This window comes from Arthrobacter sp. PAMC25564 (genome assembly GCF_004798705.1).
Taxonomy (GTDB): Bacteria; Actinomycetota; Actinomycetes; order Actinomycetales; family Micrococcaceae; genus Arthrobacter.
Map to the genome: position 1 here is coordinate 2,895,897 of NZ_CP039290.1, position 26,501 is coordinate 2,922,397.

Below are 26,501 nucleotides of genomic sequence, written 5' to 3' on the forward strand. Positions count from 1 at the left end.
CCCGGCGGGTTCAGCCCGGGAGATTGAGGATCTCGGCGTACCGCGTGATCATCATGTCCTGTCCCTTGATCCGGGAGATGAGCTCCGTGCCGGCGATTTCCCCGCCGGGAAGTTGCCCGGAACCCCCAGCCGGCCCGAGCGGGAGGATGATCACAGGCGGTGCCGGGGTATATTCCGTGCGTTCCGTGCTCCCCGCCAGTTGTGCCCGGATGTTCGCGGCGGCAATCCTGGCCTGGTTGCCTGCGACGCTCGCCTTGTTCACATCGATCGCCGCGATGTCGCCCAGCGCGTAGACATTCTTGGATCCTGCGACCGTCAGTTCAGGGGTGACCAGCAGGTACCCCTCGGCGGTGCGGGCTGCCAGCAGGTCCCCGGCCAGGTAGCCGGTCTGCGGCGCTATCCCATAGCAGCGGAACCAGATGTCGGCGTCGATGGTGCTGCCGGCCGCCGTGGAAACGGAGAACCTGCCGGCCTGCCCCGCAGGCAGCTCCGGAAGCCGGGTGAGGGGGCTTCCCATCACCTGCTCCACCCCGAGGTCACGCAGTTGCCGGTTAAGCTCATCCCGCAGCCGCTGGTCGTAGGGCCCGGGCAGGATCTGTTCGGCCTGGTCCACCAGGACGATTTCCTTGTCCGGCCAGGCTGCGGCGATTTCCCCGGCAAACTCGAGCCCGACCGCCCCGGCGCCCAGCAGCATCACGCGGCCGGCCCGCTTGAGATTCTCGTGGGCGGTCCGATACCGCTCGAGCGCTTCCGCGGTGCTGTCCGTGCCGCTCTTGGCCGGGAAGGGGTAGCTTGACCCGGTAGCCAGGACGATGATGTCCGGCGTTAATTGCATCCCGGATTCAAGCCCGACGCTGTTCCCGTCAACCCTGACGGCCCGGTCGCGGATGACCCGGCCACGCGCGAGCAGACGGTCGTAGGGCAGGAACATGCGGGGCAGGAAATCCGGCTGCACGACTGCCCGCAACGCCGCGATGTTGTGCACGAACGCGTCCTTGGGTTCGACCAGGATAACCGCGGCATACTCATCCAATGCCTTGGCCAGATTGATGCCCCCATACCCTCCCCCGATGATCACGACCAGGGACTGCTGCGATGCTGACTCGTTCATGGAAACCCCCTTGTTGGACGCGCGTAAACGGGATCGCCGCCATCATGGACGTCTGCCTCCTATTTTAATCCGCCAGGTCCGCAGCGGGACCAACGCACGCCAATACCTTCCCCTTCGCTTCCCTGCCGGGTAACAATGAGGCATGGAACCGGCGAATGACCTCCGGGAGGCATCGCTTGGCCTCAGCAGCGACGATGTCGCCGTACTGCGTGCCCGCTTCGGCAGCAACACGATTCCGGCGGAGCGCACCCGGCCGTGGTGGTCCCGGCTGGCCGCAGAACTGACCCACTTCTTCGCGCTGATGCTGTGGGCGGCAGCCATCCTCGCCTTCGTGGCCGGCACCCCGCAACTCGGCTGGGCGATCGCCGCCGTCGTCGTCGTCAACGGCCTGTTCGCCTTCTTCCAGGAGGCCCGCGCGGAAAGGGCCTCCGCAAAGCTGCGCGAGCTGCTGCCGGCCCGTGTCAGGGTGCGCCGCGACGGCAAGCCCACCACGGTGGACGCGGCGGAACTGGTCCCCGGCGACGTCGTCCTGCTCACCGCCGGGGACCGGATCCCGGCGGACCTTCAGCTGATCTCGAGCTCTTCCCTCAGGTTCGACGAGTCCATGCTGACCGGCGAAAGTGAGCCGGTCCCGGGACTTCCGGGAGACTCCGTACCGGGCGGGACATTCGTCGCGGAAGGGGATGCCGTGGGCCTCGTGACGGCCACCGGCAGCGCCACACGGCTGGCGGAGATTGCCCGCCTGACCACCCGGGCGGCTCCCCCGCCCAGCCCGCTGGACCTGGAGCTCAAGCGGATCGTCAAGATCATCGCCGCCATCTCGATCAGCGTCGGCGTCGCCTTCTTCCTGATTTCACTGCTGATCGGCAACCCGCTGACGGGCGCCTTCCTCTTCGCCATCGGCGTCACCGTGGCCATGGTGCCCGAGGGCCTGCTGCCCACCGTTACGCTGTCCCTGGCCATCGGTGCGCAACGGATGAGCAAGCGTCATGCCCTGGTCCGGAACCTGCAGGCGGTGGAGACCCTGGGTTCAACCACCTTCATCTGCACGGACAAGACGGGCACCCTGACGCAGAACCGGATGAGCGCCGTTCAGGTCTGGACGCCGGAGGGAACCCTCACGGTGGATGGCAACGGCTACGAGCCCAGCGCGGAATTCGACGGCACGGATGCTGCCCGGCGGCTGGCCGCCGTCCTCGCCGCCGGCGCCCGTGCCGCGTCGCAGGGCGACATCGAGGAACATGAGGGCCGCTGGCGTGCCCTGGGGGATCCCATGGAGGCTGCCATCGTCGCCCTCGACCGCCGGCTGGGCGGGGGTGCGGAGGCGTCCCCGCCCGAGGTAAGTTTCGCGTTCGACAAGGTCCGCAAGCGCACGGGCGCCGTCTCGGGCGATCAGCTGTGGGTCAAGGGCGCACCGGAATCCGTGTTCGCGGCCTGCGTCTGGCCGGAGGACGGGTCCCCCGGCGCCGATCCCGGCGCAGACGCCCAGGCCGCGATGGACACCATGGCCTCTGTCGGACTGCGGGTGCTGGCGGTGGCGGGGCGCCGGCTCTCCGCCGCGGAGCAGCAGGGAGCCATGGATGGCGCACTGGGGGCTGCCGACCTTGAGAGCGGGCTTGAGCTGCTGGGCCTGCTTGGCCTGCACGATCCCCCGCGCCCGACCGTTGCCGGCGCAATCCGCCAGGCCCGGGAAGCCGGAATCAAGATTGCCATGCTCACCGGGGACCATCCGGTCACGGCCGCCGCGATCGCCCGGGAGATCGGACTGATCGGCGATGGGACGCCCGGCAGCGGCGAACCTGGCCCCGGGATTGTCCTGGACGGAAACCAGCTCCCGGAGGACCTGCAAGTCCTTGGTGCCCTGCTGGACCGCGAGGGAGTTGTGGTCTCGCGTGTTTCCCCGGAGAAGAAGCTGATGGTGGCCCAGGCCCTGCAGCAGCGCGGCCATGTGGTGGCCATGACCGGGGACGGCGTCAACGACGGCCCGGCCCTGGAGGCGGCGGACATCGGCGTCGCAATGGGCCTGAGCGGAACCGACGTCGCCCGGAACGCCGCGGACCTGGTGCTGCTGGACGATGATTTCGCCACGATGATCGTGGCGGTGGAACAGGGCCGGGCGACCTACTCCAACATCCGCCGTTTCCTGACCTACCATCTGACGGACAACGTGGCCGAGCTGGCCCCGTTCGTCATCTGGGCGCTCTCCGGCGGCCACTTCCCGCTGGCCATCGGAGTGCTGCAGATCCTCTTCCTCGACATCGGCACCGATCTCGTGCCCGCCCTGGCCCTGGGCAGTGAAAAACCGGGCGACGGCGTGATGTCGCGCCCCCCGGAGAAGCGGCATCTGCTGGACGGAAGCCTGGTCTTCCGGGTCTTTGCACTGCTGGGCCCGGTCGAGGTGCTGTTCGAGATGAGCGGCTTCCTTGTGGTGCTGCTGGCCGGTGGCTGGCGGGCGGGCGGACCGCTGCCGGACCCCGGGCTGATGGCGGCGGCGTCCGGCACGGCATTCACCGCCGTCGTGCTGGGACAGCTGGCCAACGCCGTCGCCTGCCGCAGCGCCGGCAAACCCTTCTGGCGGCTGCGCTGGAACGGCAACCCCCGGCTCATCTGGGCAGTGCTGATCGAGGTAGCGCTGCTGTGCATCTTCCTCTTCGCGCTCCCGGTGGCCGAACTGCTCGGTCAGGCCCCGCCGACGCTGGAGGGCTTCGTCATCGCGGCGCTGGCCATTCCCGGTGTGCTGTTTGCCGACGCGGCACACAAGGCGATCCGCTTCCGCATGCGCCGGGGGATGACGCAACCGGTGCTGCCGCACCACTGAGGGGAAAAAGCGCGGTCAGCCGTTCACCAGGTCAGCGTGGTGCACCTCGACGACGTTGGGGTGTGCCCGCAGCCGGTAACGCAAGGCATTGTCCCCGTAGGTTTCCAGAATCGGGCTGTTCGTCGGGTCCACCGACAGGCCGCGGGCCTTGGCCTGGAACTCCGGGCTTACCGCGAGCTGCGGCATGGTCGCGTCCAGCGCCGGGTTGTAGAAGAACGGCAGCGAGACCCGGTCTGTGCCCTTGAGAGGCGAAATCACCCGGTGCAGGGTCGCCTTCAGATAGCCGTTCGTGGCCAGTTCGAGCATTTCCCCGATGTTGACCACAAACGTGCCCGGAACCTGCGGTGCGTCGATCCACTTCCCCTGGTAGTCAACCTGAAGTCCGCCCTTGCCGGGCTCGACCAGCAGCAGCGTCAGCACCCCGCCGTCGCGGTGCGAGCCGACGCCCTGCTTGGGCTCCGGGTTGGACTCCCCCGGATACCGCACAATCTTGAGCAGGGGGAAAGCCTGCGCCGCGAAGGCTGCGTCGAAAGTGTCCTCGGGTGCCCCGAGCGATACCGCCACGGCCCGCAGGAGTGTGAGTGAGATGGTGCTCAGCCGCTCGGTCCACTCCGAGACAATCGCCCGCATCCCGGGCAGCGCCTCAGGCCACAGGTTGGGGCCTTCCAGACGCCAATAGTCGGCAACCCCCGGGCCCGGCGCGACGGCGATGCGCTCGACGCCGATATCGATCTGCTCGCGCCAGTCCACAGCACCGTCCGTCAGCTCTCCGCCGACCCGCGTGTACCCTCTGAACTGCGGGCTGAAGACGTTCTCGAGTGCGAGCTTCTGTTCGTCGGGCAACTCGAAGAAGCGGCGGGAGACCTCCAGCATGGCGTCCGTCAGTTCCTGCGGGACCCCATGGCCGGCCAGGTAGAAGAAGCCGACCTCATGCATGGCGTCACGCAGCTCGTCCCGGAATGCGGCCGCCTCTTCCGGACCAGCCTGCAAACGGGAAAAGTCAAGTACGGGCAAAGTTTCGAGTGACAACGTCTGTAGTCCTTTTCAGTACATTTGGCAAGCTGGAGCCTTGATTGACCTCAATGTTACGCACCGGACTGTGGTATTGAAATTTAAGGTTTCGAAATAAGACATTTGGAACTCCACGGATTCTTCCGGCATAACTTCCGCCGGCCCTGCCGCCTTGCTGCCGGCTCAGCCGGCAAAGGCCGCACGGAAGGCGGCGAGGGCTTTGTCCCCCGCTTTGAGGCCCGGGCCGCCGGAGGCGCCGGCCTCCAGGCCGATGACGCCGGAGTACCCGGCGTCGTTCAGTGCCGCTGCGACGGCGAGGTAATTGATCTCTCCGGTGCCGGGTTCGAACCGGCCGGGGACGTCGGCCACCTGGATCTCCCCGATCCAGGGCCGTGCGGCACGGACCAGTTCGATCAGGTTTCCTTCGCCGATCTGCGCATGGTAAAGATCCAGCATCATCCGGACGTTGGGGCGGTCCACGGCCGAGACGAGGGCCAAGGTGTCCTTGGCCCGGGCCAGCGGAATACCGGGGTGGTCCCGGACCGTGTTCAGGTTCTCCAGCGCAAACGTCACCCCGTGCTTCCCGCCCAGGGCTGCGAGTCGTTCCAGCGTGCGGAGAGCCGTCAGCCACATCTGGCCCGTGGACCGATGGACGGGACGGACGGCCATGCCGCCGTCCCCCAGTTCTGCGGGATGGACCACCATCCGCTCCACTCCGAGTTCCAGTGCTGTGCGGATCAGCTTTGCCGCGGAGGCCAGGACCTCGTCAGCACTGTCCGGATCGATCAGGCTGCCGCCGAAGTAGCCGCTCATGGAGGAGAACCGGGCGCCCGTTGCAGCCAAGGCGCCGATGTCCCGCCCCCTTGTGTCCCAGAGCTCCACCTCGAAGCCCTGCTCGTGGATCCGGTGCACGCGGTCGATCAGGGGCAAGTCCCCGTAAACCATTTCGGCGCACACGGCCAGACGGAAGCTCATGCGCTCTTACCGACCGGATGGAGCCGGGGCTCGGCCGCCTGCAGTCCGGCAATGGAGGATACATCCACCGTGGCACCGGTCCTGGCCGAAAGCGCCGCGGCCAGGGCAACCGCCAAGGCGTTCCGGGCATCCGTCCCGCCGGGACCCGGGGTCCCGGGCGCCTCCAGTCCGTCGCGGCGGGCCTTCACAGCGTCGACGAAATGGGCCAGTTCCGCGGTGTAGGCGTCGTGGAAGAGGTCCACGTTCAGCCGCACGGTGGCCGCGCCGATCCCGGCCGCGGTGTAGCTCGTCGCGCTGGAGGCCTGCGGTCCGCCGGCTGTCACCATGCCGGCTGAGCCGAACACTTCTCCGCGAACGTCGTAACCGTACAAGGCGTTGAAGTTCGCTTCCGCGACCGCGATGGCGCCGTTGCTGTAGGTGATCGTGACGACTGCCGTGTCCAGCAGCCCCCCGGGCTTTGCTTCCGGGGCCACCAGCGCATCGGCAACCGCATGGACGCGCACCGGGACGGCGCCGGGGTTCAGCCAGTTCAAGGTGTCAAAGTCATGGATCAGGGTTTCCAGGAAGATCGTACCCGGCGGAATCCGCTCCGGATCCGCAATTCCTGCCGCGCTGCCGGGGTCGCGGGTCAGGGACCGCAGAAGCTGCGGTGTTCCCACCGCGCCGTCGTCGATGAGCTTCCGTGCCGCAGCAAAATCGGCAGCATAGCGCCGGTTGAAACCGAACTGGACGATCACTCCGGCGGCACCGGCCGCATCGAGGGCGTCATCGAGTTCCGCCACGGTCCGGCCGCCGGGCTTCTCACAGAACACATCCTTGCCGGCGCGCGCCGCAGCCGCGATCAGCCCGGAGTGGAACCGCGCCGGCGCCGCAACCAGGACGGCGTCGATGTCCGGATCATTGATCACATCGGCCGCGTCCGAGCTGATCCTGGTGACCCCCAGACTGCCGGCCAGGGCCTCCACCGCGGGGAGGGCCGGATCGGCAATGGCGTCAAGCCGGGCGCCGGGAATGCGGCGGGCAACGGACTCAGCGTGGAAGCTTCCAATCCACCCCGCGCCGATCAAGCCGATGCGGACTGGCCGGCCCGGGCTGACCGGGTGCTGAAGGTAACTCATGGCGACTCCTTGAAATAGGCTTCTAGATCGTTCTAGCCGAACTATCGTGGCATGTCCCACCCGCGCTGTCTAGATCGTTCTATAGACTGTTTGGGAAGAGGAGGAACATGACGGAACAGCAGCGCCGGCCCACCCTGATGGACGTGGCCCATGCCGCCGGAGTCTCCCGCGCCCTGGTCTCGATCGTGATGCGCGGCGCGCCGGGCGCCGCGGAAGCCACCCGCCGGAAAGTCCTGGACGCCGCCCGGGAACTCGGCTACCGGCCGGACTCCCGCGCCAGGCTGCTGCGCAGCAGCAGGACCAGGCTGCTTGGCCTGAGCTTCTCCAGCTCGCAGCCGTTCCACACGGAAATTGTCGACGCCGCCTACGCCGCAGCCGCCGCCCGCGGCTACGAAATTGTCCTGAGTGCCGTCGCCGATGGCAGGCCCGAGACACGCGCCATCGAGGCGTTGCTGGATTTCGGGTCCGAAGCGCTCATCCTGATCGCTCCGACCCTGAGCAGCGAGGCCCTGGCCGGGTACGCCGGCCAGGTGCCCGTCGTCAGCCTCCTCCGGGACGACGTCGACGGTCGCGTGGATGCCGTCAGCAGTGACAACGACGCCGGCATCCGGCTGGCCGTTGACCACCTCACCGGCCTGGGCCACCGCCGGATCGTCCATGTCGACGGCGGCACGGCGGTCGCCGCGGAGGAGCGCCGGGCAGCCTTCCGGACCGGGATGATCCGCCACGGCCTGGAGCCCGTCATCGTGCCCGGCGGGCCGACCGAAGAAGACGGGCTGAGCGCGGGCCGTTTACTGAAGGCCGACGTTCCCTCGGCAGTGATCGCATTCAACGACAGGTCAGCCCTGGGTGTGATGGAGAGCCTCCGCGGTTCGGGGCTGAACGTCCCCGCAGACGTGTCCGTCCTCGGCTATGACGACAGCCAGTTCGCCCGGCTCAGCTATGTCCAGCTCTCATCGATCAGCCAGGACGCCCCGCTCCTGGCCGCCGCGGCCGTGGACCGGGCCGTGGACCGGATAGAAGGAAGCCAAACGCCGGTCCACGTCGTCAGGACGCCGCACCTGGTGGTCCGCAGGACGACGGCTCCTCCGCGGTCTCTGTAACGGGTCTGCGGCACCATGCCATGATGGCGGCTTTTGCCCCCCCTTGGCGGTCCAGCCTCGAGGAGGATGAGTGCGACGCCCCGAAACCGGCCAGCACGAGCGCATCCGAGCCGACACATCCGGCCAACCGGTACCGCGGGGCATTCGGCGATCTCTCGGCCGCGGCAACGGTCAGGCCGGCGAGCCTGTCGCGGGCCTAGGCTCCCAGGTCACGGGAAGCTGTTTGAGGCCATAGATGATAGTGCTTTCCATCCGTTCCAGACGGGCCCGGGGGGCCAGTGCCAGCCCGGGCAGGCGCGAGACCACAGCCTGCAACGCAATGCTGGCCTCCAACCGGGCCAGTGGCGCGCCCAGGCAGAAGTGGATGCCCTGGCCGAAGGCGAGGTGGCGGTTCGGGGCCCGTCCGACGTCGAACGCATCCGGGTTTGGGAACTGATCCGCATCGCGGTTCGCCGAGCCGATCCAGGCGACGAGCGGCGAACCGGCGGGGATCCGGTGTTCGCCCAGTGTCGTGTCGGCGGCCGCGATGCGGTACATCGACTGGACCGGGGACCGGTAGCGGAGCACTTCTTCAATCGCGTGCGGGAGCAGTCCCGGCCCGGCGCCGAGCCGCTCGATCGTGCCGGGATTTTCGGTGAAACAAAGGACCGCGTTGCCGATCAGGTTGGTGGTCGTTTCATTGCCCGCGACGAGCAGCAGGGCGCAGAAGCCGAGAAGTTCGACGACGCTGAGGTGCTCCCCGTCGATCTGCGCCGCCAGCAGCTTGCTGATCAGATCGTTGCCCGGACGGTGCCGGCGTTCCTCGATCATGCCCATGAAATACTCGGCCATCTCCCGATGCGCGGTACCGTGGTCCTGCGGGGCACTTTGCCCGGACTCTTCGGGCGCCGGCCGGGTCTGGCTGACGATGACGTCGGACCACTGCTTGAAGCGGTCCCGGTCCGCTGCAGGGATCCCCATGAGCTCCGCGATGACGATGACCGGCAAGGGATATGCCAGTTCCTCGATGAGGTCCATGGTCCCCGCGGAGAGGGCCGGGGCCAGCAAAGCATCCGTGATTTCGGAGATGCGCGGGGCGAGGGCCTCCACCGCCCGCGGCGTGAATGCCTGCGTGACGAGGGAACGGAGCTGGCGGTGACGGGGCGGATCGGTATTGATCAGGCTGGCCGCGAAGAGCTGGCCCGTCTCGGACGGATTCCCGCCTGCCATCCGGGAGGAAAAGGTGGAGTGCTCGGACAGGACCCGCTGCACGTCGTCGTAGCGGAACACATGCCACACCCCGGTCTCCTGGTCCTGGAAAACGGGCTGGCTCTGCCGCATCGTTTCGTACTGCGGAAACGGATTCAGCGGCTCTTCAATAGCCGGCAGGCGCAACATGGCAGGCCCTCCTGATAGGTCGGGCGACTTTTCCGTCGTTAAGCTCCCACGTTATTACCGTTAGGCCCGCAGCTAAAGGCCTGCATCATTCGTTCACGGGGCCATCCGGTGCCGGGGGTGCCTGCCGGCGGATCGGGGTCAGCTCCTGGCCTTGGTCCTTGCCGTGGCCGGTGCCGTCCACGGGTCTTCCGGCCAGGGATGCTTCGGGTAGCGGCCCCGCATCTCCGCCCGGACCTGTGCGTAGGGTCCGGACCAGAAGGAAGCCAGGTCGTCTGTCACGGCCAGTGGCCGCCGGGCCGGTGAGAGCAGGTGGAACAGCACCGGCACCCTTCCGCCCGCCAGCCGGGGCGTCTGGTCCCAGCCGAAGCACTCCTGCAGCTTGACCGCCACCACCGGCCGGCCGTCGCCCCCGACGTCCGGGTAGTCGATCCGCACCCGCGAACCGCTCGGCACCTCGAGCGTCTCGGGCGCCAGCTCGCCCAGCCGGGCCGCGTCGGGCCACGGCAGCAGCCGCCGCAAGGGATCGGCCAGGTTGATCGCGTTCGTGGCAGCCCCGCCGGCCAGGGCCTCAAGCTCCGGAGCCAGCCACTCGTTCAGCCTGCCCAGCAAAGCCTGCTCGGACACATCCGGCCAGGGATTGCCCAGTTCCCGGTGCAGCAGTGCGATGCGGCGGCGCAGGGCGCCGGCCGCCGCCGACCATCCGATTGTCCCCAGCCCTTCCTTCTCCAGGGCGCGGGCCACCGCCGCTCGTCCCTCGTCCGCAGTCGGCCGTACCGGGGTGGAGGACAGCACGATTGCCCCCAGACGGCGTTCCCGCCGGGCCGTGACCTTGCCCTGGCCGAACTGCGCCTCCACCGTTTCACTGCGCAGCTGCCGGGCGGCGGCCTCCGCCGTGTCCGCCGCGAGCGGCGCCGCGGACCGGATGACGGCGCCTGTTCCGGCCGCGTCGCGCCCTTCCGCGCGGGACACCTCGGCCACGGCCAGCCACTCCTGCCCGGAGAGCGGGCTGCCGGCCGGCAGTCCGGCCCGTGTGCCGGAGGTGAGCAGGTAGCGCTCCGGTCCGGCGCCCGGGACGCGCCGTCCCACCCGGTCGGGGAATGCGAGGGCGACGACGAAACCGACGGACTCCGCGGCCGTGACCCGTGCGGCGGGGGAAGGAACGGCGCCGGCCTTCTCCTGGTGTGCGATCGTCTCCATCCGCCGGACATCCTCCGCCCAGCGCCGGGCCGCCGGGTCCTTGCCGGTCCGCAGTGTGCCCAGCAGGCGGGTGAGGTCGGCGCCGGGAGCACGCTGGTCTCCGGAGACGAGGGCGACGGCCTCCGCCGCGGTCCGGTGGCCCACGACGGCGGCGCCGTCCAGAAGGGCGCGGGCCAGCCGCGGGTCGGCGGGAATCCTGGCCAGGGTCTTCCCCAGCTCCGTGGCGAGGCCGCCTTCCTCCACCGCGCCGAGCTCCCGGAGTACCTCCACGGCCTCCTCCATCGCAGCCTGCGGCGGGGCATCCGGAAGCGCCAGTCCCCGGCCGCCGGGCGATCCCCAGCAGGCCAGGACCAGGGCGGCACCCGTCAGGTCCGCGACCGCGATCTCGGGGGTTGGGTGGGCCGGTGCGGCGCCATAGGTCTTCTGGTCGTAGCAGCGGACCACCCGCCCGGGCCCTTGGCGGGCCGCCCGCCCGGCACGCTGTTCTGCAGAGGCCCGGGAGCAGGACACGGTGACCAGTCCCGACATGCCTCGGCCGGCGTCACGCCTCGGCTCACGGGACAGCCCCGAATCGACCACCAGCCGGACTCCGGGAACCGTCAGGGAGGACTCGGCGAGCGCCGTCGAGACGATGATCCGGGGCGGCCCGCCGGGTTCCCGTCCGGAGACGGCACGGTCCTGCTCGGCCGGGCCTGCCTGGCCATGAAGCTCCAGTATCTCTGCGGCACCCCGGCCGCGCAGGCGGGCAGCGACGTGGGACACTTCCCGCGCTCCGGGGACGAACACCAGGGCGTCGATGTCCGCGCCGGCCCCGAGCGCCGCGGAGTGCGACGCCGCCGCCGTGTCCGCCACATGGTCCAGGAAGGCGCGGGTCACTCCCCGGGTATCCAGCCTGGGCACCGCCGCGGGTGCCCACACCGTTTCCAGCAGGTACAGCGCGGACGGACAGTCGACGACGGGAGCCGGGCCGCCGCCGTCGGCGTCCCCGATCAGGGCGGCGAAGCGCGGCGCGTCCAGGGTCGCGGACATGGCGACGAGCATCAGGTCGCCGCGCAACTGGCGGACCTCGGCGAGCATACCCATAAGCAGGTCCGTCTCGAGACCGCGTTCGTGGACCTCATCGAGGATCACGGCGTCGGTGCTGCCGAGCCCCGGGTCGGTGAGCAGCCGGTTCAGCAGGATGCCGGGGGTGACGAACTCGATCAGGGTCCCGGGTCCTGCCTGGCGTTCGCCGCGGACCGTGTACCCGACGCGGTCCCCGGGCCGGCTGCCGTCCAGGGCGGCAAGGCGCCGGGCCGCCGAGCGCGCGGCGACGCGGCGCGGCTGGGTCACCACGATGCGCGGGGCCTTTCCTCGTGACGCCTGTGGGGCGGCGGACGCAAGGTTGGCGAGCAGCGGTGGAACCAGCGTGGTTTTGCCCGTCCCCGGAGGCGCCTGCACCACCGCAGTTCCCGCCGGGGCGCCGGCACGCAGCGCGGCGGCGAGCCCGCCCAGCGAGTCGGCAAAAGCCAGGCTGGCACCGATGGTGCCCAGATCGAACGGCCCGGCGGCGCAGGCGGAGTCCCGAGGGACAGTAGGAGAAGTCACCCGTCCATTGTGCCCACAATCGAGCGGATTAGAGTGGACTATGGATACCTCCCCCGCACCGGACCGGCCCCGCACGTCCCTGTTTACGGACCACTACGAGCTGACGATGTTCCAGGCGGCCCTCGAATCCGGCGCGGCACACCGCAGGACCGTCTTCGAGGCGTTTGCCCGGGGGCTCCCGGACGGCCGTCGCTACGGCGTCGTGGCCGGTACCGGCCGCCTGCTCGAGGGCATCGCCGGCTTCCGCTTCGGCCAGTCCGAACTGGACTTCCTGGCCCGGACCGGGGTCGTCAATGCGGAGACCCTGGACCACCTCGCCGGCTACCGGTTTTCCGGAGATATCTGGGGCTATCCGGAAGGCGAGGCATATTTCCCGAACTCCCCCGTCCTGATCGTTGAATCAACGTTCGCCGAAGCGTGCATCCTGGAGACGTATGTCCTGTCTGTGCTGAACCATGACAGCGCCATTGCCTCCGCCGCGTCCCGGATGATCAGCGCGGCCGGCGGCCGGCCCTGCATCGAGATGGGTTCCCGGCGCACCCAGGAGGAGTCGGCTCCCGCAGCCGCGCGGGCGGCCGTCATTGCGGGATTCGCTGCCACCTCGAACCTGGAAGCCGGCCGGCGCTACGGCCTGAGGACGGTGGGCACTGCTGCGCATTCCTTCACCCTGCTCCATGACTCCGAACGCGAGGCGTTCGCGGCGCAACTGGCTTCCCTCGGGCCAGGAACCACCCTGCTCGTGGACACCTACGACGTCGAGACGGCCGTCCGCACGGCCGTCGAACTGGCCGGGGACAAGCTGGGGGCTGTCCGGCTGGACTCCGGGGACCTTGTGGCCCAGGCGAAGTGGGTCAGGACACTGCTGGACGGGCTGGGCAACGTCCACACGAAGATCGTGGTCACCTCGGATCTGGATGAATTCTCCGTAGCCGCGCTCCGGTCCGCCCCGGCAGACGCCTACGGCATTGGAACGTCCCTCGTGACGGGTTCCGGCGCCCCGACGGCGGGCATGGTCTACAAGCTGGTCAGCCGGACCAACGAAGCCGGCGAATTCGTTCCGGTGGCCAAGACCTCCCGGAACAAGGCCACCGTGGGCGGCCGCAAGTATGCGCTGCGCAGGTTCGACGACGGCGGGACCGCCACGCAGGAGGTAATCGGCGTCGGCCATCCCCCCGCTGCCGGGCCCAAAGGCCGTGCACTCCTGCAGCAGTTCATGAAGGACGGCGAGCTGATTCCGGGCTGGACCGGCCCGGCGGCGGTGGCGCGTGCCCGACGGCGCCATGCTGATTCCCTGGACGAGCTGGCGGCGGAGGTGAAAAGGCTCCAGCGCGGCGCACCGGCCATCCCCACCATCTACGAGTAGGGCGCCGGACGACGCCGTGTGTTCCGCCGCCCGGCACCCTCCGGTCGCTCCGCCGCGTCCCCGGACAGGGTGTCCGGGGATGCGGCGGCCGGGCTCAGGCCGCGTGTGCCGCGCGGACCGCTTCTGACAGCGGGGTGGCCGGGCGGCCGAGCAGCTTAGCCAGATCCTCGCTGTCCGTGTCAAGATCCCCCGCCGCCGTGTTGGCTTCAAGCGCGGCGAAGAAACCCGCCGTCCCTTCATCCAGCCCGGCAGCAATCAGGCCCTGCTGGTATTCGGCCAGGCTGGCGTTGCGGTACGGGATGACCCGGCCCGTGATGTCGCTGACCGTTGCGGCCAGCTCGGCGAAGCCGAACGGCACGCCGCCCAGTTCGTAGATCTGGTTCCCGTGGCCTTCCCCGGTCAGCACGATGGCGGCCGCGGCGGCGAAGTCCGCCCGCGTGGCAGCGGCAACCTTGGCATCCCCGGCGGCGCCGACGACCGCGCCGGCCTGCAGGTACTGGCCCAGCTGGCCGGTGTAGTTTTCCGTGTACCAGCCGTTGCGCAGGAAGGTGAACTCGATGCCGGAGTCGCGGATGATGGCCTCGGTGGCCTTGTGCTCCGGAGCCAATGCGAGAGCCGTGGTGTCGGCCCGCAGCACACTGGTGTACGCGATCCGCCGGACGCCGGCGGCCATGGCGGCCGCGACGACGTTGCTGTGCTGGGCCACCCGCCGGCCAACCTCACTGCCGGAAATCAGCAGCAGATTGTCGACGCCGGCCAGGGCGGCCGCCAGGGTGTCCGGCTCGGTGTAGTCGGCCTGCCGGACGTCGATGCCGCGTTCGAACAGGCCCGCGGCCTTGGCCGGGTTGCGGACAATGGCGACGATGTCCGCGGGATTGACGTCCTGGCCAAGCAGGGCCTCCATGACAAGCGCGCCAAGCTGGCCCGTGGCTCCGGTAACTGCATACGTGGTCATGATTTTCCTTTGTGATGGGCTGGGCGGTTCAAGCAGGTGCCTGTTTCCGGCGGACTGGAACGGGCGCTTCGATCACTATTGCTTGCACCTACAACTAATGTAGGCATTAATAATTGAAGCGTCAAGTAAATGTCGCCGGAATCGCTCCCTGCCTATGCCACCGTTGCCTCCAGTACGTCGCGGGTGAGGCTTAGCTTTCCACCAGCACGGGGATGCCCTCTGCGGCAGTTCGGCTGGCCGGCGCCCGGTGTGCGTAGAAGAGCCCCACGCTGATCAGCAGGCACAGGATGGCGGAGCCGGCGTAGAGCGTGAAGAGCCCCGCGGGCCCGTCGGAGGCAAAGGCCACGCCGCCGAAGAACGGACCCATAAACGATCCGATAAACGCCATGGTGTTCGTGAGTCCGAGGATGGTTCCCCGGGAGTGGGGCGCGACGGCGTTGGTGGCGGTGGCGTTGATCAGGTTCTGCGCCGAGTGGCCGCCGATTCCCATCAGCGCGACGCAGATCAGGCAGAAGACGAGGGACACGGGGCCCAGGAGGAGTCCAAGGAGTCCCGCACCCGCTTCGACGCCCTCCTCGCCCCCGCCTGATCCGGGGCATGGGCTCCGCCGCCGGTCCCGGGCCCGGACGCGGCGGAGTCACTGCGCTTTTGCCGGGACCTCTTCATAGACGATGAATCCGGTTCCGTTCGGCAGGAACCAGTGTCTGCGGTGCCTCACCGGGCGGTAGATGTGGCCGAGGGGGTCCTTCACCCGGATGCCGTCCAATTGGTCCTCGGTGGCCAGCCGTTGATCGACATCGCGCAGGGTTGATCGGCGCACGGTGAGGCCGCCGATGTCAACGGTCCACGGACCGGGTTCCGGGCTGTGACCCTCAACCAGTTGGAGGGTTTCGAACAGGCCGGATACCAAAGCGCCGAGGGTGGGGGCCGGCAGACGCCTGAGCCGGTGCTCTTCCGGATGGGTCTCCCAGGCATCGGCCACCGCCTGGCGCAGCCAGTGGAATTCGACCGGACCGTGATCCCGGCCAAGGATCAGGTGGCGGTTCCTGTCCAGGGCAAGGTCACACGAGGTGCCGCTGCGGTCGATGATGCACGACGCTTCCCCCACGTACTCGAAGTCCCCAAGCAGGTCTTGTGCGGTTGGATAGTACGAAAACGCGCCGCTGTCATCGACGACGACGAAATCGCGGGCGTCATCCGCAGGCGCCGGAACGCCTGCCGTGTCCGGTCGGGAGGTGGCATTCATGGCGGATCCTGCTCCTGTTGACGAACGGCCCGCGTCCACAGTGGCCGCGGCATTTCTTCTGCTTCATAACATCACCGGCCGGCTCTGGCCGGAAGGGGCCTTAACGCTTTCCATACGTCACGAAGAGGGCTGGCACAGGTGCCTGGACCTCTGCTTCCTGCCGTGTTCCTCGTCGGAGACGTGGTCACCCTACCCGGACGCGGAGCCGGGCAACCACCGTGGCGGCGAACATCGCCGTCGTAATTTCCACAGCGATGATGGCCAGCGACGCCCCGGCCGCGGCCGTTGCGGTTCCGGCCGCGGCCGCGGCCGTCGTTGTGTGGCTGTGGCCCGACGGCCCCGCCGTAAGGAGCAGGAATGCATGCAGCGCGGCCATGACCGATGCCGAGACCATGACCTTGCGCAGCGCACTGACGCGGCGGTGCCGCCAGATATGCAGCGAACACGGAACGCACACGGCAACCATGGCAAGCATAAGAAGACTCAGCCAAGGCCCGTGCTGGTTCCCGAGGGCGAACCATAGGTGCGCCAGGCAGGACCCGGCCGTCACGACGGCGCACACCCGGGAGTGGAGCATGGGGCCAGTTGCCCGGCCCCATGCCGGAATCGAGGCCATCGCTTAACTTCTAACCATGGCAGTGGCCCCCCGCGGCCTCGGCCGAAGCAGGAACGTCCAGCACGGGGCTGCGGTCGAAGAACCCTTCCGGGCGCAGTTTGAATCCCACGGTGTCGACCGGCATGATGGGCCAGTCTTCCACCCGGGGGAAATGGGTCAGCCCGAAGGTGTGCCAGAGGACGATGTCCTGGCCGTCGATGTCCCGGTCCTGCTCAATGTACGCCGGCAACCCCGCGCCCCCGGCGTGCTGATTCACGAAGTCGCCGGTGGGGTAACGCTCGTCTTCCGCGAAACGGGTGACCCACAGGTCCTTTGTGGCAAAGGCCGCCCGGCGGGCAATCGAGGAATCCGGGTCCGCCAGCAGGGTGGGCTGGCCCTGTGAATGGAGCTTGTATCCCACGGGTTCACCCAGGCGGTTCCTGGACTCCGGGTTGGAGATCACCCAGGTCCGCCCTGCACGCGCATCGGCCTCGCGGACACCGTCGGATTCCCGGGCCAGCACGGTGCGTTTCCGCGAGAAGGCGTTGCCCCGTTCGTTTCCCTCGCCCATTGCCTGCCGGACAACGTCCTCTTCCTCGACGCGGTTGGTGAGGCCGTCGATCGCCATGTCCAGCCGGGCGCTGAAGATGTGCTGGTGGAACGGGGCGCCCAGGCCGGGGGCCAGCTGTGAGATATTCGCCGATCCGCCGTCGGGGTAGGCACTGGTGAAGACCACGCCGGTGGCCTTGGCCTCGAACTCGATGGTGCCGTCGAGGTAGAGGTACCAGTAGAAGCCGTAGTCATAGTTGCCGACGGTGGTGAAGAAGGAGATCACCAGGCGGCGGTTGCGGCGGGTGTAGCTGATGCCGGACCAGAGATCGGTGTGTTTGGCCAGGATGCCCCAGTCTTCCTCGTGCATGCAGATGCCGTTACGGATCTCGCGGGGATTCCCGAAGGCGTCGCTGATGACCGGGCTGAGGTAGGTGATCTCGCCCAGGCAGTCGCAGCCGAGTTCCAGGGAGTTGGCGTACTGGCCCACCAGGTACTCGCCGGTGTCGAAGTAGTTCTGCCAGGACCGGATCGGCGACGGGTCCCCGTAGGGAACCACCATCTCGGCGATGGAGGCCCTGTTGATGATGGGGCGCTTCCGGTCACCGTCCCGGAAGGCAATGTTATGCAGCACCACGCCTTCACGGACGTCGAAGCCGACGTCGACGCTCCACTTTTCCCATTCGACATGGTTCCCGCCGCTGACCGTGAAGCTGGGCCCGTCCGGCTGGGTGATGCTGATGGGTTTCTGCGTGGTGCGGAGCGGCCCCGTGAGCCCAGGGTCGGTGTAGTTGCCGTGTTCTGCGGGAATCGGCACGGCGCCGGTATCCAGCACCTGGGTCACCGTCTTGCTGACGACGTCGACATACGCGACAAGCCCGTCGACGGGGTGCGCCCAGGCGCTGTCCTCGGGGAAATCCTGCACGAACGCGAGGCCCCGGAGGATGCGGCGGCCCTTCTCCTCCGGGTATTCGAAGACCCCGGCCGACAGCGGGGCGACCCTGACCTTGCTGACGTCCAGGCCTCGGTCAGCGAGCGCCTGCAGCCAGCGCCCGTCCGCAGCCAGGAGCTCCTCCACGACCTCGAACTCCTCCTCCAGGACAGGGAGCTCGCCGGTGGCGGTGGTATCCAGTTCAATGCAGGAAACCACTGACTGCTGCGTCACGGAGACGGTGACGTCCGAGGGACGGGCTCCGGACACGTCGTGAATGAACGCCCGGAAGCGGCGGTCTTCCCGATCCGGAGCGTTGCGGGCCGGATCCAGGAGGCCCAGGTAGGCGATGCGTTTCTCCGGTCCGAGAAGACCCGCGGCGCGCAGGATGCTCTGGACCTCGGTGATTTCGGCGCCCGTTGCCAGGCGGTACGGGGTAACCGTGTCAGTTTTTGAGGGCGTCATGGCGGCCTTCTTGTCCGGGACCCTGACGGGTCGTAGTTTTATTTTCTATAGGTGTAGAGAATAGCCGTACGTAAGATGTGCCACAAGAGTCCGCCGCAAAATAGACCCGGGGAGCAGTTGCGTGCCAAAGATTGTTGATCATGATGAGCGGCGCCTGGAGCTCGTGGACGCAACCTGGCGGATCATCGCCCGGTTGGGCGTGGAGGGGGCCACCATGCGGGAAATCGCCATCGAGGCAGGCTTCGCGAACGGCGCCCTCAAGCCGTACTTCCCCACGAAGGACACACTGCTCGCCTTCGCCTTCAGCCATGTCTTCAACCGGACCAATGAGCGGGTGGCGGCGGTCACCGCGGGAAAATCCGGCGTTGCGGCCCTCAGGGACTTCTGCCTCGAGGTGCTCCCGCTGGATGAAGAGCGCGTCAACGAAGCGCGCATCGTCATCCCCTTCTGGCAGAAGGCGGTCAACGACGAGGAAAAAGCGCTGATCCACCGTTCGTCAATGGACCAGTGGCGCAGGATGATACTTGGATACCTCACCCAGGCCAGGGCCACGGGCGATGTCACGGCCGCCGTTCCGGACGAGGCCGTCGCCGGCCACCTGCTGAACATGCTGCTGGGCGCACAAATTACCGCCGCACTGGCACCCGAAGGCCCGATCAGCACCGATCTCATGGGCGAACTGGACGGATACCTGAGCCTGCTCTGCCCGGCCCGCTGATCTTTTTTCGCCAAGTGTTGAAAAAAGATGACACCGGCCGGCAGCCGCGCTAATCTGTAAAGACTGTGTCCCACAACACACGACCCAAGATGATTTAGGCGTCAGGATCTTCAATGACAGCAGCGGTAGCGCATCCCGACAGGCAGGAACTCCGCACCAGCGTGGCCACTTCCTTTGACCATTGGCGGCACCTTGTGGCGGAGTCGTTTGTTCCGTTGCTGGCCCAGACCGGCGATGCGGAGACTTTCCACGGCCGCCTGCGGTCCCGGCTGCTGGACCGCCTGGCCATCGTCGAGGTCTCATCGACGAGCCACGAAGTCCACCGCACGGCTGCGCTGATTGCGCAGTCGGATCAGCGGTACTTCAAACTCAGTCTCCAGCTCCAGGGAACGGGCCTTCTTGTCCAGGACAACCGTGAGGCCGTGCTGCGTCCGGGCGACCTCGCAATCTATGACACCAACAGGCCATACAGCCTCGCGTTTGAAGAGCAGGCCCGGATGATGGTGGTGATGTTTCCCTACGACGCCTTGTCACTGCCGCCCGAATGTGTGGGCCAGCTTTCGGCGGTGCGGATGGCCGCGGGCGGCGGCCTGACCAGCCTTGTGGGCCCGTTCATTTCCCGGCTCGCGGAAAACCTGGACGTCCTGAATGGTCCGAGCGGCTCACGGCTCGCCACCAACGCCCTTGACCTTGTCTCCACGATGCTTCATTCCGAACTCGACATGGCGCCGGACCGGATGAAGCCGCTGGCCCTTCTGGCCTCCGCCATCCGCGAGTACATCGAGGCGAATCTCTCCGACCCGACTCTCTCCCCCGCTTCGATTGCGGCAGCCCATTTCATCTCCACCCGCCACCTGCACAACGTTTTCCACGAATCCGGGACCACCGTTGCCAGCTGGATCAGGAGCCAGCGGCTGGAAGGTGCCAAGCGTGAGCTGCGCGATCCGCTGCATTCAGGGAAGTCCGTGGGGACGGTGGCCGCCCGTTGGGGCTTCCTCGATGCGGCGCACTTCAGCCGCTCGTTCCGGGACGCCTTCGGCGAATCGCCCAGTGACTGGCGGCGCGGCGCCTGAGCCGCCCGTCCGCCGAAACCCCACCAGGCAGCAGAGGTGCAGAGGGCGCGGCGCCGGATCACTCCGGCGCCGCGCCCTCTGCCTTGAAGCCGGTACCTAGCCGGCGGTCCGGCTGGGCGTGGCCCTGCGCTCCACCCCGACCTCCACCAGCACGCCGGCCGTAAACATGATGGGGACGGCTATCAGCAGTCCCACCGCGGTTTCGGCGCTCCCCCCGATCAGTGCAGTGAAGTTGCTGACCACGAGGTACAGCACCCAGGCGAGCAGCGCTGACGCGAGCACCGGTGCGATCAGGGTCTGCCAGTACTGGCCGGCTACCCGCTCGCGCCGGAAGTAGCCGACGACGGCGAAGGAGGACAGCATATAGAGCACCAGCAGCGCCGCAACAGCCAGCCCGCTGAACCAGGAGAAAAGCGTCAGCACCGGGTCCAGGCCAAGCAGCGCGAACGGCGCCACCAGCACGACTGCGATCACGGTTTGGATCCGGGCAGCAACCGCCGGAGCCCGGTGCCGGTTGGTACGGGCCACCACGGCGGGCATGGACCCGCGAAGCGCCAGCGAGTGCAGGTAGCGGTTGATGCCGTTGTGGAAGGCAATGATGCCGGCAAGAAGCGATGTCACGAGCAGGATGCCCGTGGTGATGCCTGCCCACGGGCCGAACAACTCCACCATGGGAGTCAGCACGAAGGACGTCGAGTCGCCGGATTCCAGGGCCGCGCCGGCCGCATCGATGACCCGCGAGGGGCCGTAGTAGCTGACCAGCATCCAGGAAATGAAGGAGAAGAACACGGCGATGACGACCACCGAGAGATAGGTTGCCCTGGCGACCGTGCGCTGCGCGTCCTTGGCCTCGGCCGAATAAATGGCGGTTGACTCGAACCCGAACATGGAAGCCACCGCGAACATGATGGCCACGCCGGGGGCGCCGCTGCCGATCGCCTCGGGCGAGAACGACGCGGCGATGTTGATCCCCTCGGGACCTCCGCCCCTGAGCAGAACCGTGAATCCGAACATCAGCAGGATCGCGACTTCCAGGCCCACGAGCAGGGCAAGGACCCTGGCGCCAAGTTCAATGTTCAGGGATCCCAGTACCTGCACGCCAGCCATCGTGACGACGGCCAGCAGCCACCAGGGCACGGTGACTCCCGCCGAGGCGAGAAGGCCGGAGAACGCGGCACCATACAGGCCATACATGGCAGCCTGGACGGTGCTGTAGGCAAGCAGCGCCAGCCATGCGGCACCGGCTCCGACCTTGCGCCCGAACGCCGCCGTGACGTACGCGTAGAAAGCGCCGTTGGTCTGGATCTTCCGGCTCATGGCGACGAACCCCACGGCGAAGATCACGATCACGATGCCGACCACCAGATACGCCCCAGGAGCGCCTGGCCCGTTGCCGAGGGCCGCAGCCAGCGGGGACGCTCCGACGATTCCGGTCAGCGGCGCCTGGGCGGACAAAACAAAGAAGAGAATGCCCATAACGCCGACGCTGCCGGCGCGAAGGGCAGTCGTGTGCTCCTTGCTGGGACCTGCTTCAGCGGTCTGGGTCTCGGAACTGGAAATACTCATTGGATCCTTCTTCATGGTCATGAGCTTCGATGGAATGGAGTGCCTGGCACCTTGCAATCCAGCATGGCAGCACACGCCCTTTCCGCACTTGTCGATCCGCGATCGGTTGTTGTAACTGAGCGCAGCGACGCGTCCAGCGCGCGACGGAGTGCCGGGATCGTTCGCTTCTGGTCAAGTGCCCTTCGCGGATCGACAAGACCGGAGGGACCAGGCGGGGCAGGCTTGAGGGACCGCTGCAATGCCGTCCCGGCGTGCGTGCCCGCCTACTCAAAAGTGGAGTACCAATGGAAACCTACGACGCTCTTCTCGCCTCGATCGCCCCGGCGTCCGGGGAGACCCGGACGATTCTTGACCCTGCCACCGGCCAGGCCGTGGGAGACGCCCCGATCCACGGGGTGGAAGATTTGGACCGCGCTGTCGCGGCGGCCCAGGCAGCCCAGCCGGCATGGGCGGCGCTGGGCCACGACGCCCGCAGCGCCGCACTGCTGAAGGCGGCCGACGCCGTCGACCGTGCCGCCGAAGAACTGGCCCGACTGCTCTCCCGCGAGCAGGGCAAGCCGCTCAACGGCCCCAACGCCCGCTTTGAGGTCGGCGCCTGCTCCGCCTGGCTGCGTGCCACGGCCTCCATCCCCATGGAACCCGAGACCGTGGTGGACGACGGCGAAACGCACGCCGAGATGCACTACCGGCCCATCGGCGTCGTCGGCGCCATCGGGCCCTGGAACTGGCCCATGATGATCGCCGTCTGGCAGCTTGCCCCCGCCCTGCGGATGGGCAACGCCGTCGTCGTCAAGCCCTCCGAATACACCCCACTCAGCGTTCTGGCGTTGGTCAGTATCCTGAACCAGGAGCTCCCGGACGGCATCCTGTCCGTTGTCTCCGGCGGACGCGAGGTCGGCGCACGCCTGGCTGAACACCCGGCGATCGGGAAGATCATGTTCACCGGCTCCACTGCAACGGGCAAGGCGATCATCAGGTCCTCTGCGGGCACCGTTAAGCGGCTCACCCTGGAACTCGGCGGCAACGACGCCGGCATCGTGCTCCCGGACGCCGACCCGAAGACCATCGCCGAGGGCCTGTTCTGGGGCGCCTTCATCAACACCGGCCAGACCTGCGCGGCCCTGAAGCGCCTGTACGTTCACGATGACATCTATGACGATGTGTGCGAGGCCCTCACCACCGTCGCTGCCGCCATGCCCATGGGAGTGGGGCTGGACGAGGCCAACGTCCTCGGCCCGCTGCAGAACAGGCAGCAGTTCGACATCGTGGCCCGGCTCGTGGAAGCTGCCAAGGACTCCGGCGCCCGGGTGCTGCTGGGCGGCAACCCGGATCCGGACCAGCCCGGTTTCTTCTACCCCACGACGCTGGTTGCCGACATCGACAACGGCAACCCGCTGGTCGCCGAGGAACAGTTCGGTCCTGCCCTCCCGATCATCCGCTACCGCACGGTGGACGAGGCCGTAGCCATGGCGAACGCGCTCGACGTCGGGCTGGGGGCTTCGGTCTGGTCCGCGGACCCGGCCGAAGCCCGCAAGGTGGCGGCCCGGATCGAGGCCGGCACCGTGTGGATCAACTCCCACGGCGGCGTCCACCCGATGATCCCCTTCGGCGGCGTGAAGCAGTCCGGCTACGGGGTGGAATTCGGTGTCGACGGGCTGAAATCCCTCGGCGTTCCCCAGGTGATCAACGGCTGACTCGTCAGCCTGCAAATGGAAATATCCGGCCACCCTGGGGTGCCGGATATTTCCATTGTTGCCTGCCCGTATCCTCACGTGCCGTACGCAGTCCGTGTGGCCGGACTCAGCGGCGGGCGGCCCCGGCCGGCACGAGGAGTCCGCCGGATTCGGTCCCGGCAGTGCCTGAACCATAGACTCCGTCGTCGGACGAGGCCAGGGGCTGGCCGTCACGGTCCTTCAACAGGGTGACCGCCGCCAGGGCGAACAGCGTGAACAGCGCCAGATAGGCGGAGACGGACAGCGTGGTGCCGGTGGACGCCTGCAGCCACGTGGCGATCATCGGGGCGAAGGCACCGCCCTGGCTGGAACCCAGCGCACAGGCGATGGAGGCGCCGGGCAGCAGGACGTTGCCGGTGTCGATTATCAGGAACATGGGGAAAACCCAGAGGATCTGCGCAGCGAAGCCGATCTGGAAGGTGCGCTTGCGGCCGATCCGGTCGGACAGCGCACCGCCCCAGGCGGTCGTGGCGATCCAGCATGCCGCGAAGACGGAGACCGCGACCAGTTCGGCGGTCCGGTCCATCTTGACCACCGTCCTGGCGCAGGACAGGACGTAGCCGCCGGTGATCATGTAGCCGGCGGCCCCGACGCCAACGAAGGTCAGCGACCACAGGATGAGCGGCTTCCAGCGGAAGCTGAACAGCTGCGCCAGGGGCATCTTCGAGGCCTCCTTGCTGGCCTGCAGTTCGGCGAAGACGGGGCTTTCCGCCACCTTGGCCCTGATGGCCAGGCCCACTGCGAACAGCACGATGCTCAGCACGAACGGAATGCGCCAGCCCAGCCGAGGAAGGCCTCCTTGCTCATGGTCGCGGTGGTGATACCCAGGACAACCGTGGCGAGCAGCATGCCGGCCGGAACACCCATCTGCGGGAAGGAACCAAAGAGGCCGCGGTGTTTGGCCGGCGCGTGTTCGACGGCGGGCAGGGCCGCGCCGCCCCATTCGCCTCCGGCGGAGAATCCCTGGAGGATGCGCAGGGCGACCAGCAGGATCGGGGCCGCGATGCCGATCTGGGCATAGTTGGGAAGCAATCCGACGGCGACGGCGGCGCCCGCCATCGGACATGGCTCTCCTGGAGCGGGTAAAGATTGCATGGAACAGGTCAGTGGGACGGTCAGGAACGGGCCTGCGCCAGGGCTATCAGCTCCTGCACCCGCCCCGGTTCCGGGAGGTCTTCCGCGAGCAGCAGCACGAGCTTGGCCAGCAGCACGGTGTGCTCGGCGGCGGGAGTGGCATCCAGGGCATCGCTGACACCCTTCCAAACCTCTTCAACCCGGGCGGCGTCCGCCTCAACGTCGCGGAGTTCCGGTTCCAGCGGCACGTGGCGTTCGGCCGTCCCCGCCCGGACGCCTTCAATGATTTCCGCGGCGTCGAACGCACGCTCCGTATCGATCCGGGCCAGCAGCAGCCCCTCGGGTCGGATGACAAACGCTTCTTTGGGGCTGGTCCCGAATTCCCCGGCAAGCCGATGCCTGGTCTCGTCGTCAAGCACGACAGCGCGCGCCCCTTCCAGCGGGAAGGCAGTGCCGAAGGCCTCAGCCAGGCCCGTCAGGACACCGGCGATCCCCTGGTTGCCCACCATGATGAAGCCGCTGCCGCCTTCACCGAGGAGAGTGTGGCTCTTGTCCGCCGTGAGATACACGTCCGGAATAGGGTCACCGGGCTTCGCCCCCGTGGAGCCCGCTTCGGCGGGATCATTGGCCCAGTTGATGGCGGAGCCGTGCGCATGCGTCGCCGAGGACTGGCGCGGGTTTATCAGGTTCCGGAAGACCGGCCGATCATTCGCAATGGCCAGCACGGCACTGCGCGTGGTCTTGTAGCCGATGCTGCCGGGGGTCATGAACAGGGTGCTCAGTTTGGCGTTGGCAATGTTCTGTTCCCAGGCATTCCGGCGTTCCCAGGCGTAGGCATCCAACAGCTTCGGGTCCGCATCGCCGTTGATGACGGAGGCCAGGGTCCAGCTGAGGGTGCTGGCATCCTCTGCGCCCGAGTTCAGGCCGCGGACGCCGAAGATCGGGACCAGGTGGGCGGCGTCCCCGGCGAAAAGCACCCTGCCGTGCCGGTAGCTGTCCAGGGAAAGCGCACGGGCCTGATAAAGGCTGGACCACACCAGCTCGTACTCTTCCTCCGGCATTCCCAGCCAGGCGAAGTGACGGGCGATGCGCTCGCGGATGCGCTCGGGCTGCGTTTCGGCGTCGGCGTCGTCGGCGTCGTCCAGCTGGTAGTCCACGCGCCAGACATCGTCAGGCTGCTCGTGCATGATGACGGTGGAACCGGGGTTGCTGGCCGGATCGAACCAGACCTTGCGTTCCGTCGGCCACTGGCTCTTCCAGCGGATGTCCGCGATGACGTAGCGGCCCTCATAGCTGGTGCCGTTCAGGCGCAGGCCCAGCTGGCTGCGCACCTCGCTGCGGGCGCCGTCGGCAGCAACCACCCAGGCGGCCGACAGGGTCCGCTCCCCGGCCGGGGTCGCGACCCGCAGCTCCACGGAATCGGAGTGCTCCGTGCATTTGGTGAGCTTCGCTTCGAACAGGACAGTTGCCAGGGGCTCAGCGCGCAGAATGTCGATGAGGTGCTGTTCAATGACGGCCTGGGAAATGTTGACCATGGCGGGCCGGACGCTGGACGGGGAAGAAGGCATCTCGAAACTGAGGACTTCCTCGTCGCGGTGGAAGCTGCGGCCCCGGGACCAGATAAGGGAGTCATTCTGGACCAGGTCTCCGGCGCCCAGACGGTCCAGCACCTCAAGGGTATGGCGGGAGGTGCAGATGGCGCGCGAGCCGACAGAGACGGAATTGCCCGCTTCGACCACAACCGTCCGGATGCCCCGGCGGACCAGCCCGAGCGCCGCGATCAGGCCAATCGGGCCGCCGCCGATGACTACGGCCGGGTGGGGCTGGGCCCAGAAGTCCGCTGGCTGGTCTTCGTAGCTGTACAGGGTTGGCTGCTCGCTCATTGTTCTCCTATGAACTGGCGATCGAATGGTCGGTCGGTATGCAACGTTAGGAG

The 26,501-nt window shown here is 67.8% G+C and carries 21 protein-coding genes; 6 read left to right on the forward strand and 15 right to left on the reverse strand.

Annotated elements, in window-relative coordinates; translation table 11 throughout:
- Positions 1 to 10: 10 nt before the first annotated feature.
- On the reverse strand, positions 11 to 1,111 hold the full coding sequence (locus E5206_RS13570) for an FAD-dependent oxidoreductase (protein WP_136322941.1): 1,101 nt from the start codon (positions 1,109 to 1,111) through the stop codon (positions 11 to 13).
- Between the two features lie 142 nt (positions 1,112 to 1,253).
- Here E5206_RS13570 and E5206_RS13575 point away from each other — a divergent pair, with 142 nt between their 5' ends.
- Complete coding sequence (locus tag E5206_RS13575) at positions 1,254 to 3,929, forward strand: cation-transporting P-type ATPase (RefSeq protein WP_136322942.1); 2,676 nt, start codon at positions 1,254 to 1,256, stop codon at positions 3,927 to 3,929.
- 15 nt (positions 3,930 to 3,944) lie between these two features.
- Here E5206_RS13575 and E5206_RS13580 read toward each other — a convergent pair whose 3' ends face one another.
- The 3 genes from E5206_RS13580 to E5206_RS13590 form a co-directional block, all read right to left on the reverse strand.
- Positions 3,945 to 4,958: a 2-oxoglutarate and iron-dependent oxygenase domain-containing protein gene (locus E5206_RS13580; RefSeq protein WP_136322943.1), complete on the reverse strand. Its 1,014-nt coding sequence runs from the start codon at positions 4,956 to 4,958 to the stop codon at positions 3,945 to 3,947.
- A 165-nt stretch (positions 4,959 to 5,123) separates the two neighbouring features.
- Entirely contained in the window at positions 5,124 to 5,915 is a 792-nt protein-coding gene (locus E5206_RS13585) for a TIM barrel protein (protein WP_136322944.1), read from the reverse strand.
- Positions 5,912 to 7,033 carry a Gfo/Idh/MocA family oxidoreductase gene (locus E5206_RS13590; RefSeq protein WP_136322945.1) on the reverse strand — a complete coding sequence of 374 codons (1,122 nt, stop codon included), beginning with the start codon at positions 7,031 to 7,033 and terminating at the stop codon, positions 5,912 to 5,914. The genes E5206_RS13585 and E5206_RS13590 overlap by 4 nt, the downstream gene beginning before the upstream one ends.
- Before the next feature lie 107 nt (positions 7,034 to 7,140).
- On the opposite strand from E5206_RS13590, the gene E5206_RS13595 reads away from it, so the two are divergent.
- A complete protein-coding gene (locus tag E5206_RS13595; RefSeq protein WP_136322946.1) occupies positions 7,141 to 8,136 on the forward strand; it encodes a LacI family DNA-binding transcriptional regulator in 996 nt (331 codons plus the stop codon).
- A gap of 171 nt (positions 8,137 to 8,307) precedes the next feature.
- On the opposite strand, the gene E5206_RS13600 is transcribed toward E5206_RS13595, so the two are convergent.
- Positions 8,308 to 9,513 carry a cytochrome P450 gene (locus tag E5206_RS13600; RefSeq protein ID WP_136322947.1) on the reverse strand — a complete coding sequence of 402 codons (1,206 nt, stop codon included), beginning with the start codon at positions 9,511 to 9,513 and terminating at the stop codon, positions 8,308 to 8,310.
- A 138-nt stretch (positions 9,514 to 9,651) separates the two neighbouring features.
- Positions 9,652 to 12,297 (reverse strand): ATP-dependent helicase HrpB, encoded by a 2,646-nt coding sequence (gene hrpB / locus E5206_RS13605; protein WP_205759929.1) that lies wholly within the window; start codon positions 12,295 to 12,297, stop codon positions 9,652 to 9,654.
- Between the two features lie 40 nt (positions 12,298 to 12,337).
- On the opposite strand from hrpB, the gene E5206_RS13610 reads away from it, so the two are divergent.
- Positions 12,338 to 13,660 carry a nicotinate phosphoribosyltransferase gene (locus tag E5206_RS13610; RefSeq protein ID WP_136322949.1) on the forward strand — a complete coding sequence of 441 codons (1,323 nt, stop codon included), beginning with the start codon at positions 12,338 to 12,340 and terminating at the stop codon, positions 13,658 to 13,660.
- Between the two features lie 94 nt (positions 13,661 to 13,754).
- Here E5206_RS13610 and E5206_RS13615 read toward each other — a convergent pair whose 3' ends face one another.
- From E5206_RS13615 to E5206_RS13635, 5 genes are all read right to left on the reverse strand, one after another.
- On the reverse strand, positions 13,755 to 14,615 hold the full coding sequence (locus E5206_RS13615) for an NAD(P)H-binding protein (protein ID WP_136322950.1): 861 nt from the start codon (positions 14,613 to 14,615) through the stop codon (positions 13,755 to 13,757).
- 190 nt (positions 14,616 to 14,805) lie between these two features.
- On the reverse strand, positions 14,806 to 15,141 hold the full coding sequence (locus E5206_RS13620; RefSeq protein ID WP_136322951.1) for an MFS transporter: 336 nt from the start codon (positions 15,139 to 15,141) through the stop codon (positions 14,806 to 14,808).
- 111 nt (positions 15,142 to 15,252) lie between these two features.
- Positions 15,253 to 15,861 (reverse strand): hypothetical protein, encoded by a 609-nt coding sequence (locus tag E5206_RS13625; RefSeq protein ID WP_136322952.1) that lies wholly within the window; start codon positions 15,859 to 15,861, stop codon positions 15,253 to 15,255.
- A 184-nt stretch (positions 15,862 to 16,045) separates the two neighbouring features.
- Positions 16,046 to 16,438, reverse strand: a complete 393-nt coding sequence (locus E5206_RS13630; RefSeq protein WP_240689737.1) for a hypothetical protein — start codon at positions 16,436 to 16,438, stop codon at positions 16,046 to 16,048.
- Positions 16,439 to 16,487: 49 nt separating this feature from the next.
- Positions 16,488 to 18,401, reverse strand: coding sequence for a primary-amine oxidase (locus E5206_RS13635; protein WP_136322954.1), 1,914 nt, complete (start codon positions 18,399 to 18,401; stop codon positions 16,488 to 16,490).
- Positions 18,402 to 18,522: 121 nt separating this feature from the next.
- Between E5206_RS13635 and E5206_RS13640 the strand changes: the two genes are divergently transcribed.
- Positions 18,523 to 19,119: a TetR/AcrR family transcriptional regulator gene (locus E5206_RS13640; RefSeq protein ID WP_136322955.1), complete on the forward strand. Its 597-nt coding sequence runs from the start codon at positions 18,523 to 18,525 to the stop codon at positions 19,117 to 19,119.
- Between the two features lie 113 nt (positions 19,120 to 19,232).
- Positions 19,233 to 20,192, forward strand: a complete 960-nt coding sequence (locus E5206_RS13645) for a helix-turn-helix domain-containing protein (protein ID WP_136322956.1) — start codon at positions 19,233 to 19,235, stop codon at positions 20,190 to 20,192.
- A gap of 96 nt (positions 20,193 to 20,288) precedes the next feature.
- On the opposite strand, the gene E5206_RS13650 is transcribed toward E5206_RS13645, so the two are convergent.
- On the reverse strand, positions 20,289 to 21,758 hold the full coding sequence (locus tag E5206_RS13650) for an APC family permease (protein ID WP_136322957.1): 1,470 nt from the start codon (positions 21,756 to 21,758) through the stop codon (positions 20,289 to 20,291).
- Between the two features lie 284 nt (positions 21,759 to 22,042).
- On the opposite strand from E5206_RS13650, the gene E5206_RS13655 reads away from it, so the two are divergent.
- Positions 22,043 to 23,452, forward strand: a complete 1,410-nt coding sequence (locus E5206_RS13655) for an aldehyde dehydrogenase family protein (RefSeq protein ID WP_136322958.1) — start codon at positions 22,043 to 22,045, stop codon at positions 23,450 to 23,452.
- Positions 23,453 to 23,558: 106 nt separating this feature from the next.
- On the opposite strand, the gene E5206_RS13660 is transcribed toward E5206_RS13655, so the two are convergent.
- From E5206_RS13660 to E5206_RS13665, 3 genes are read right to left on the reverse strand one after another with little or no spacing between them, the layout of a single operon-like run.
- Positions 23,559 to 24,254 carry an MHS family MFS transporter gene (locus E5206_RS13660; RefSeq protein ID WP_168709341.1) on the reverse strand — a complete coding sequence of 232 codons (696 nt, stop codon included), beginning with the start codon at positions 24,252 to 24,254 and terminating at the stop codon, positions 23,559 to 23,561.
- The gene (locus E5206_RS19315) at positions 24,248 to 24,550 is read right to left on the reverse strand and encodes an MFS transporter (protein WP_168709342.1); all 303 of its coding nucleotides are present in this window, start codon (positions 24,548 to 24,550) and stop codon (positions 24,248 to 24,250) included. Before E5206_RS19315 ends, E5206_RS13660 begins: the two co-directional genes overlap by 7 nt.
- A 56-nt stretch (positions 24,551 to 24,606) precedes the next feature.
- Positions 24,607 to 26,448, reverse strand: coding sequence for an FAD-dependent monooxygenase (locus E5206_RS13665; protein WP_136322960.1), 1,842 nt, complete (start codon positions 26,446 to 26,448; stop codon positions 24,607 to 24,609).
- Positions 26,449 to 26,501 lie beyond the last annotated feature (53 nt).

What these genes read in the sequence shown, in the direction of transcription:
- E5206_RS13570 (WP_136322941.1), bottom strand. Translation starts at nt 1,111, where the DNA reads ATGAACGAGTCAGCATCGCAGCAGTCCCTGGTCGTGATCATCGGGGGA.
- E5206_RS13575 (WP_136322942.1), top strand. Translation starts at nt 1,254, where the DNA reads ATGGAACCGGCGAATGACCTCCGGGAGGCATCGCTTGGCCTCAGCAGC.
- E5206_RS13585 (WP_136322944.1), bottom strand. Translation starts at nt 5,915, where the DNA reads ATGAGCTTCCGTCTGGCCGTGTGCGCCGAAATGGTTTACGGGGACTTG.
- E5206_RS13590 (WP_136322945.1), bottom strand. Translation starts at nt 7,033, where the DNA reads ATGAGTTACCTTCAGCACCCGGTCAGCCCGGGCCGGCCAGTCCGCATC.
- E5206_RS13595 (WP_136322946.1), top strand. Translation starts at nt 7,141, where the DNA reads ATGACGGAACAGCAGCGCCGGCCCACCCTGATGGACGTGGCCCATGCC.
- E5206_RS13600 (WP_136322947.1), bottom strand. Translation starts at nt 9,513, where the DNA reads ATGTTGCGCCTGCCGGCTATTGAAGAGCCGCTGAATCCGTTTCCGCAG.
- E5206_RS13610 (WP_136322949.1), top strand. Translation starts at nt 12,338, where the DNA reads ATGGATACCTCCCCCGCACCGGACCGGCCCCGCACGTCCCTGTTTACG.
- E5206_RS13615 (WP_136322950.1), bottom strand. Translation starts at nt 14,615, where the DNA reads ATGACCACGTATGCAGTTACCGGAGCCACGGGCCAGCTTGGCGCGCTT.
- E5206_RS13625 (WP_136322952.1), bottom strand. Translation starts at nt 15,861, where the DNA reads ATGAATGCCACCTCCCGACCGGACACGGCAGGCGTTCCGGCGCCTGCG.
- E5206_RS13630 (WP_240689737.1), bottom strand. Translation starts at nt 16,438, where the DNA reads ATGCTCCACTCCCGGGTGTGCGCCGTCGTGACGGCCGGGTCCTGCCTG.
- E5206_RS13635 (WP_136322954.1), bottom strand. Translation starts at nt 18,401, where the DNA reads ATGACGCCCTCAAAAACTGACACGGTTACCCCGTACCGCCTGGCAACG.
- E5206_RS13645 (WP_136322956.1), top strand. Translation starts at nt 19,233, where the DNA reads ATGACAGCAGCGGTAGCGCATCCCGACAGGCAGGAACTCCGCACCAGC.
- E5206_RS13650 (WP_136322957.1), bottom strand. Translation starts at nt 21,758, where the DNA reads ATGAGTATTTCCAGTTCCGAGACCCAGACCGCTGAAGCAGGTCCCAGC.
- E5206_RS13655 (WP_136322958.1), top strand. Translation starts at nt 22,043, where the DNA reads ATGGAAACCTACGACGCTCTTCTCGCCTCGATCGCCCCGGCGTCCGGG.
- E5206_RS19315 (WP_168709342.1), bottom strand. Translation starts at nt 24,550, where the DNA reads ATGGCGGGCGCCGCCGTCGCCGTCGGATTGCTTCCCAACTATGCCCAG.
- E5206_RS13665 (WP_136322960.1), bottom strand. Translation starts at nt 26,448, where the DNA reads ATGAGCGAGCAGCCAACCCTGTACAGCTACGAAGACCAGCCAGCGGAC.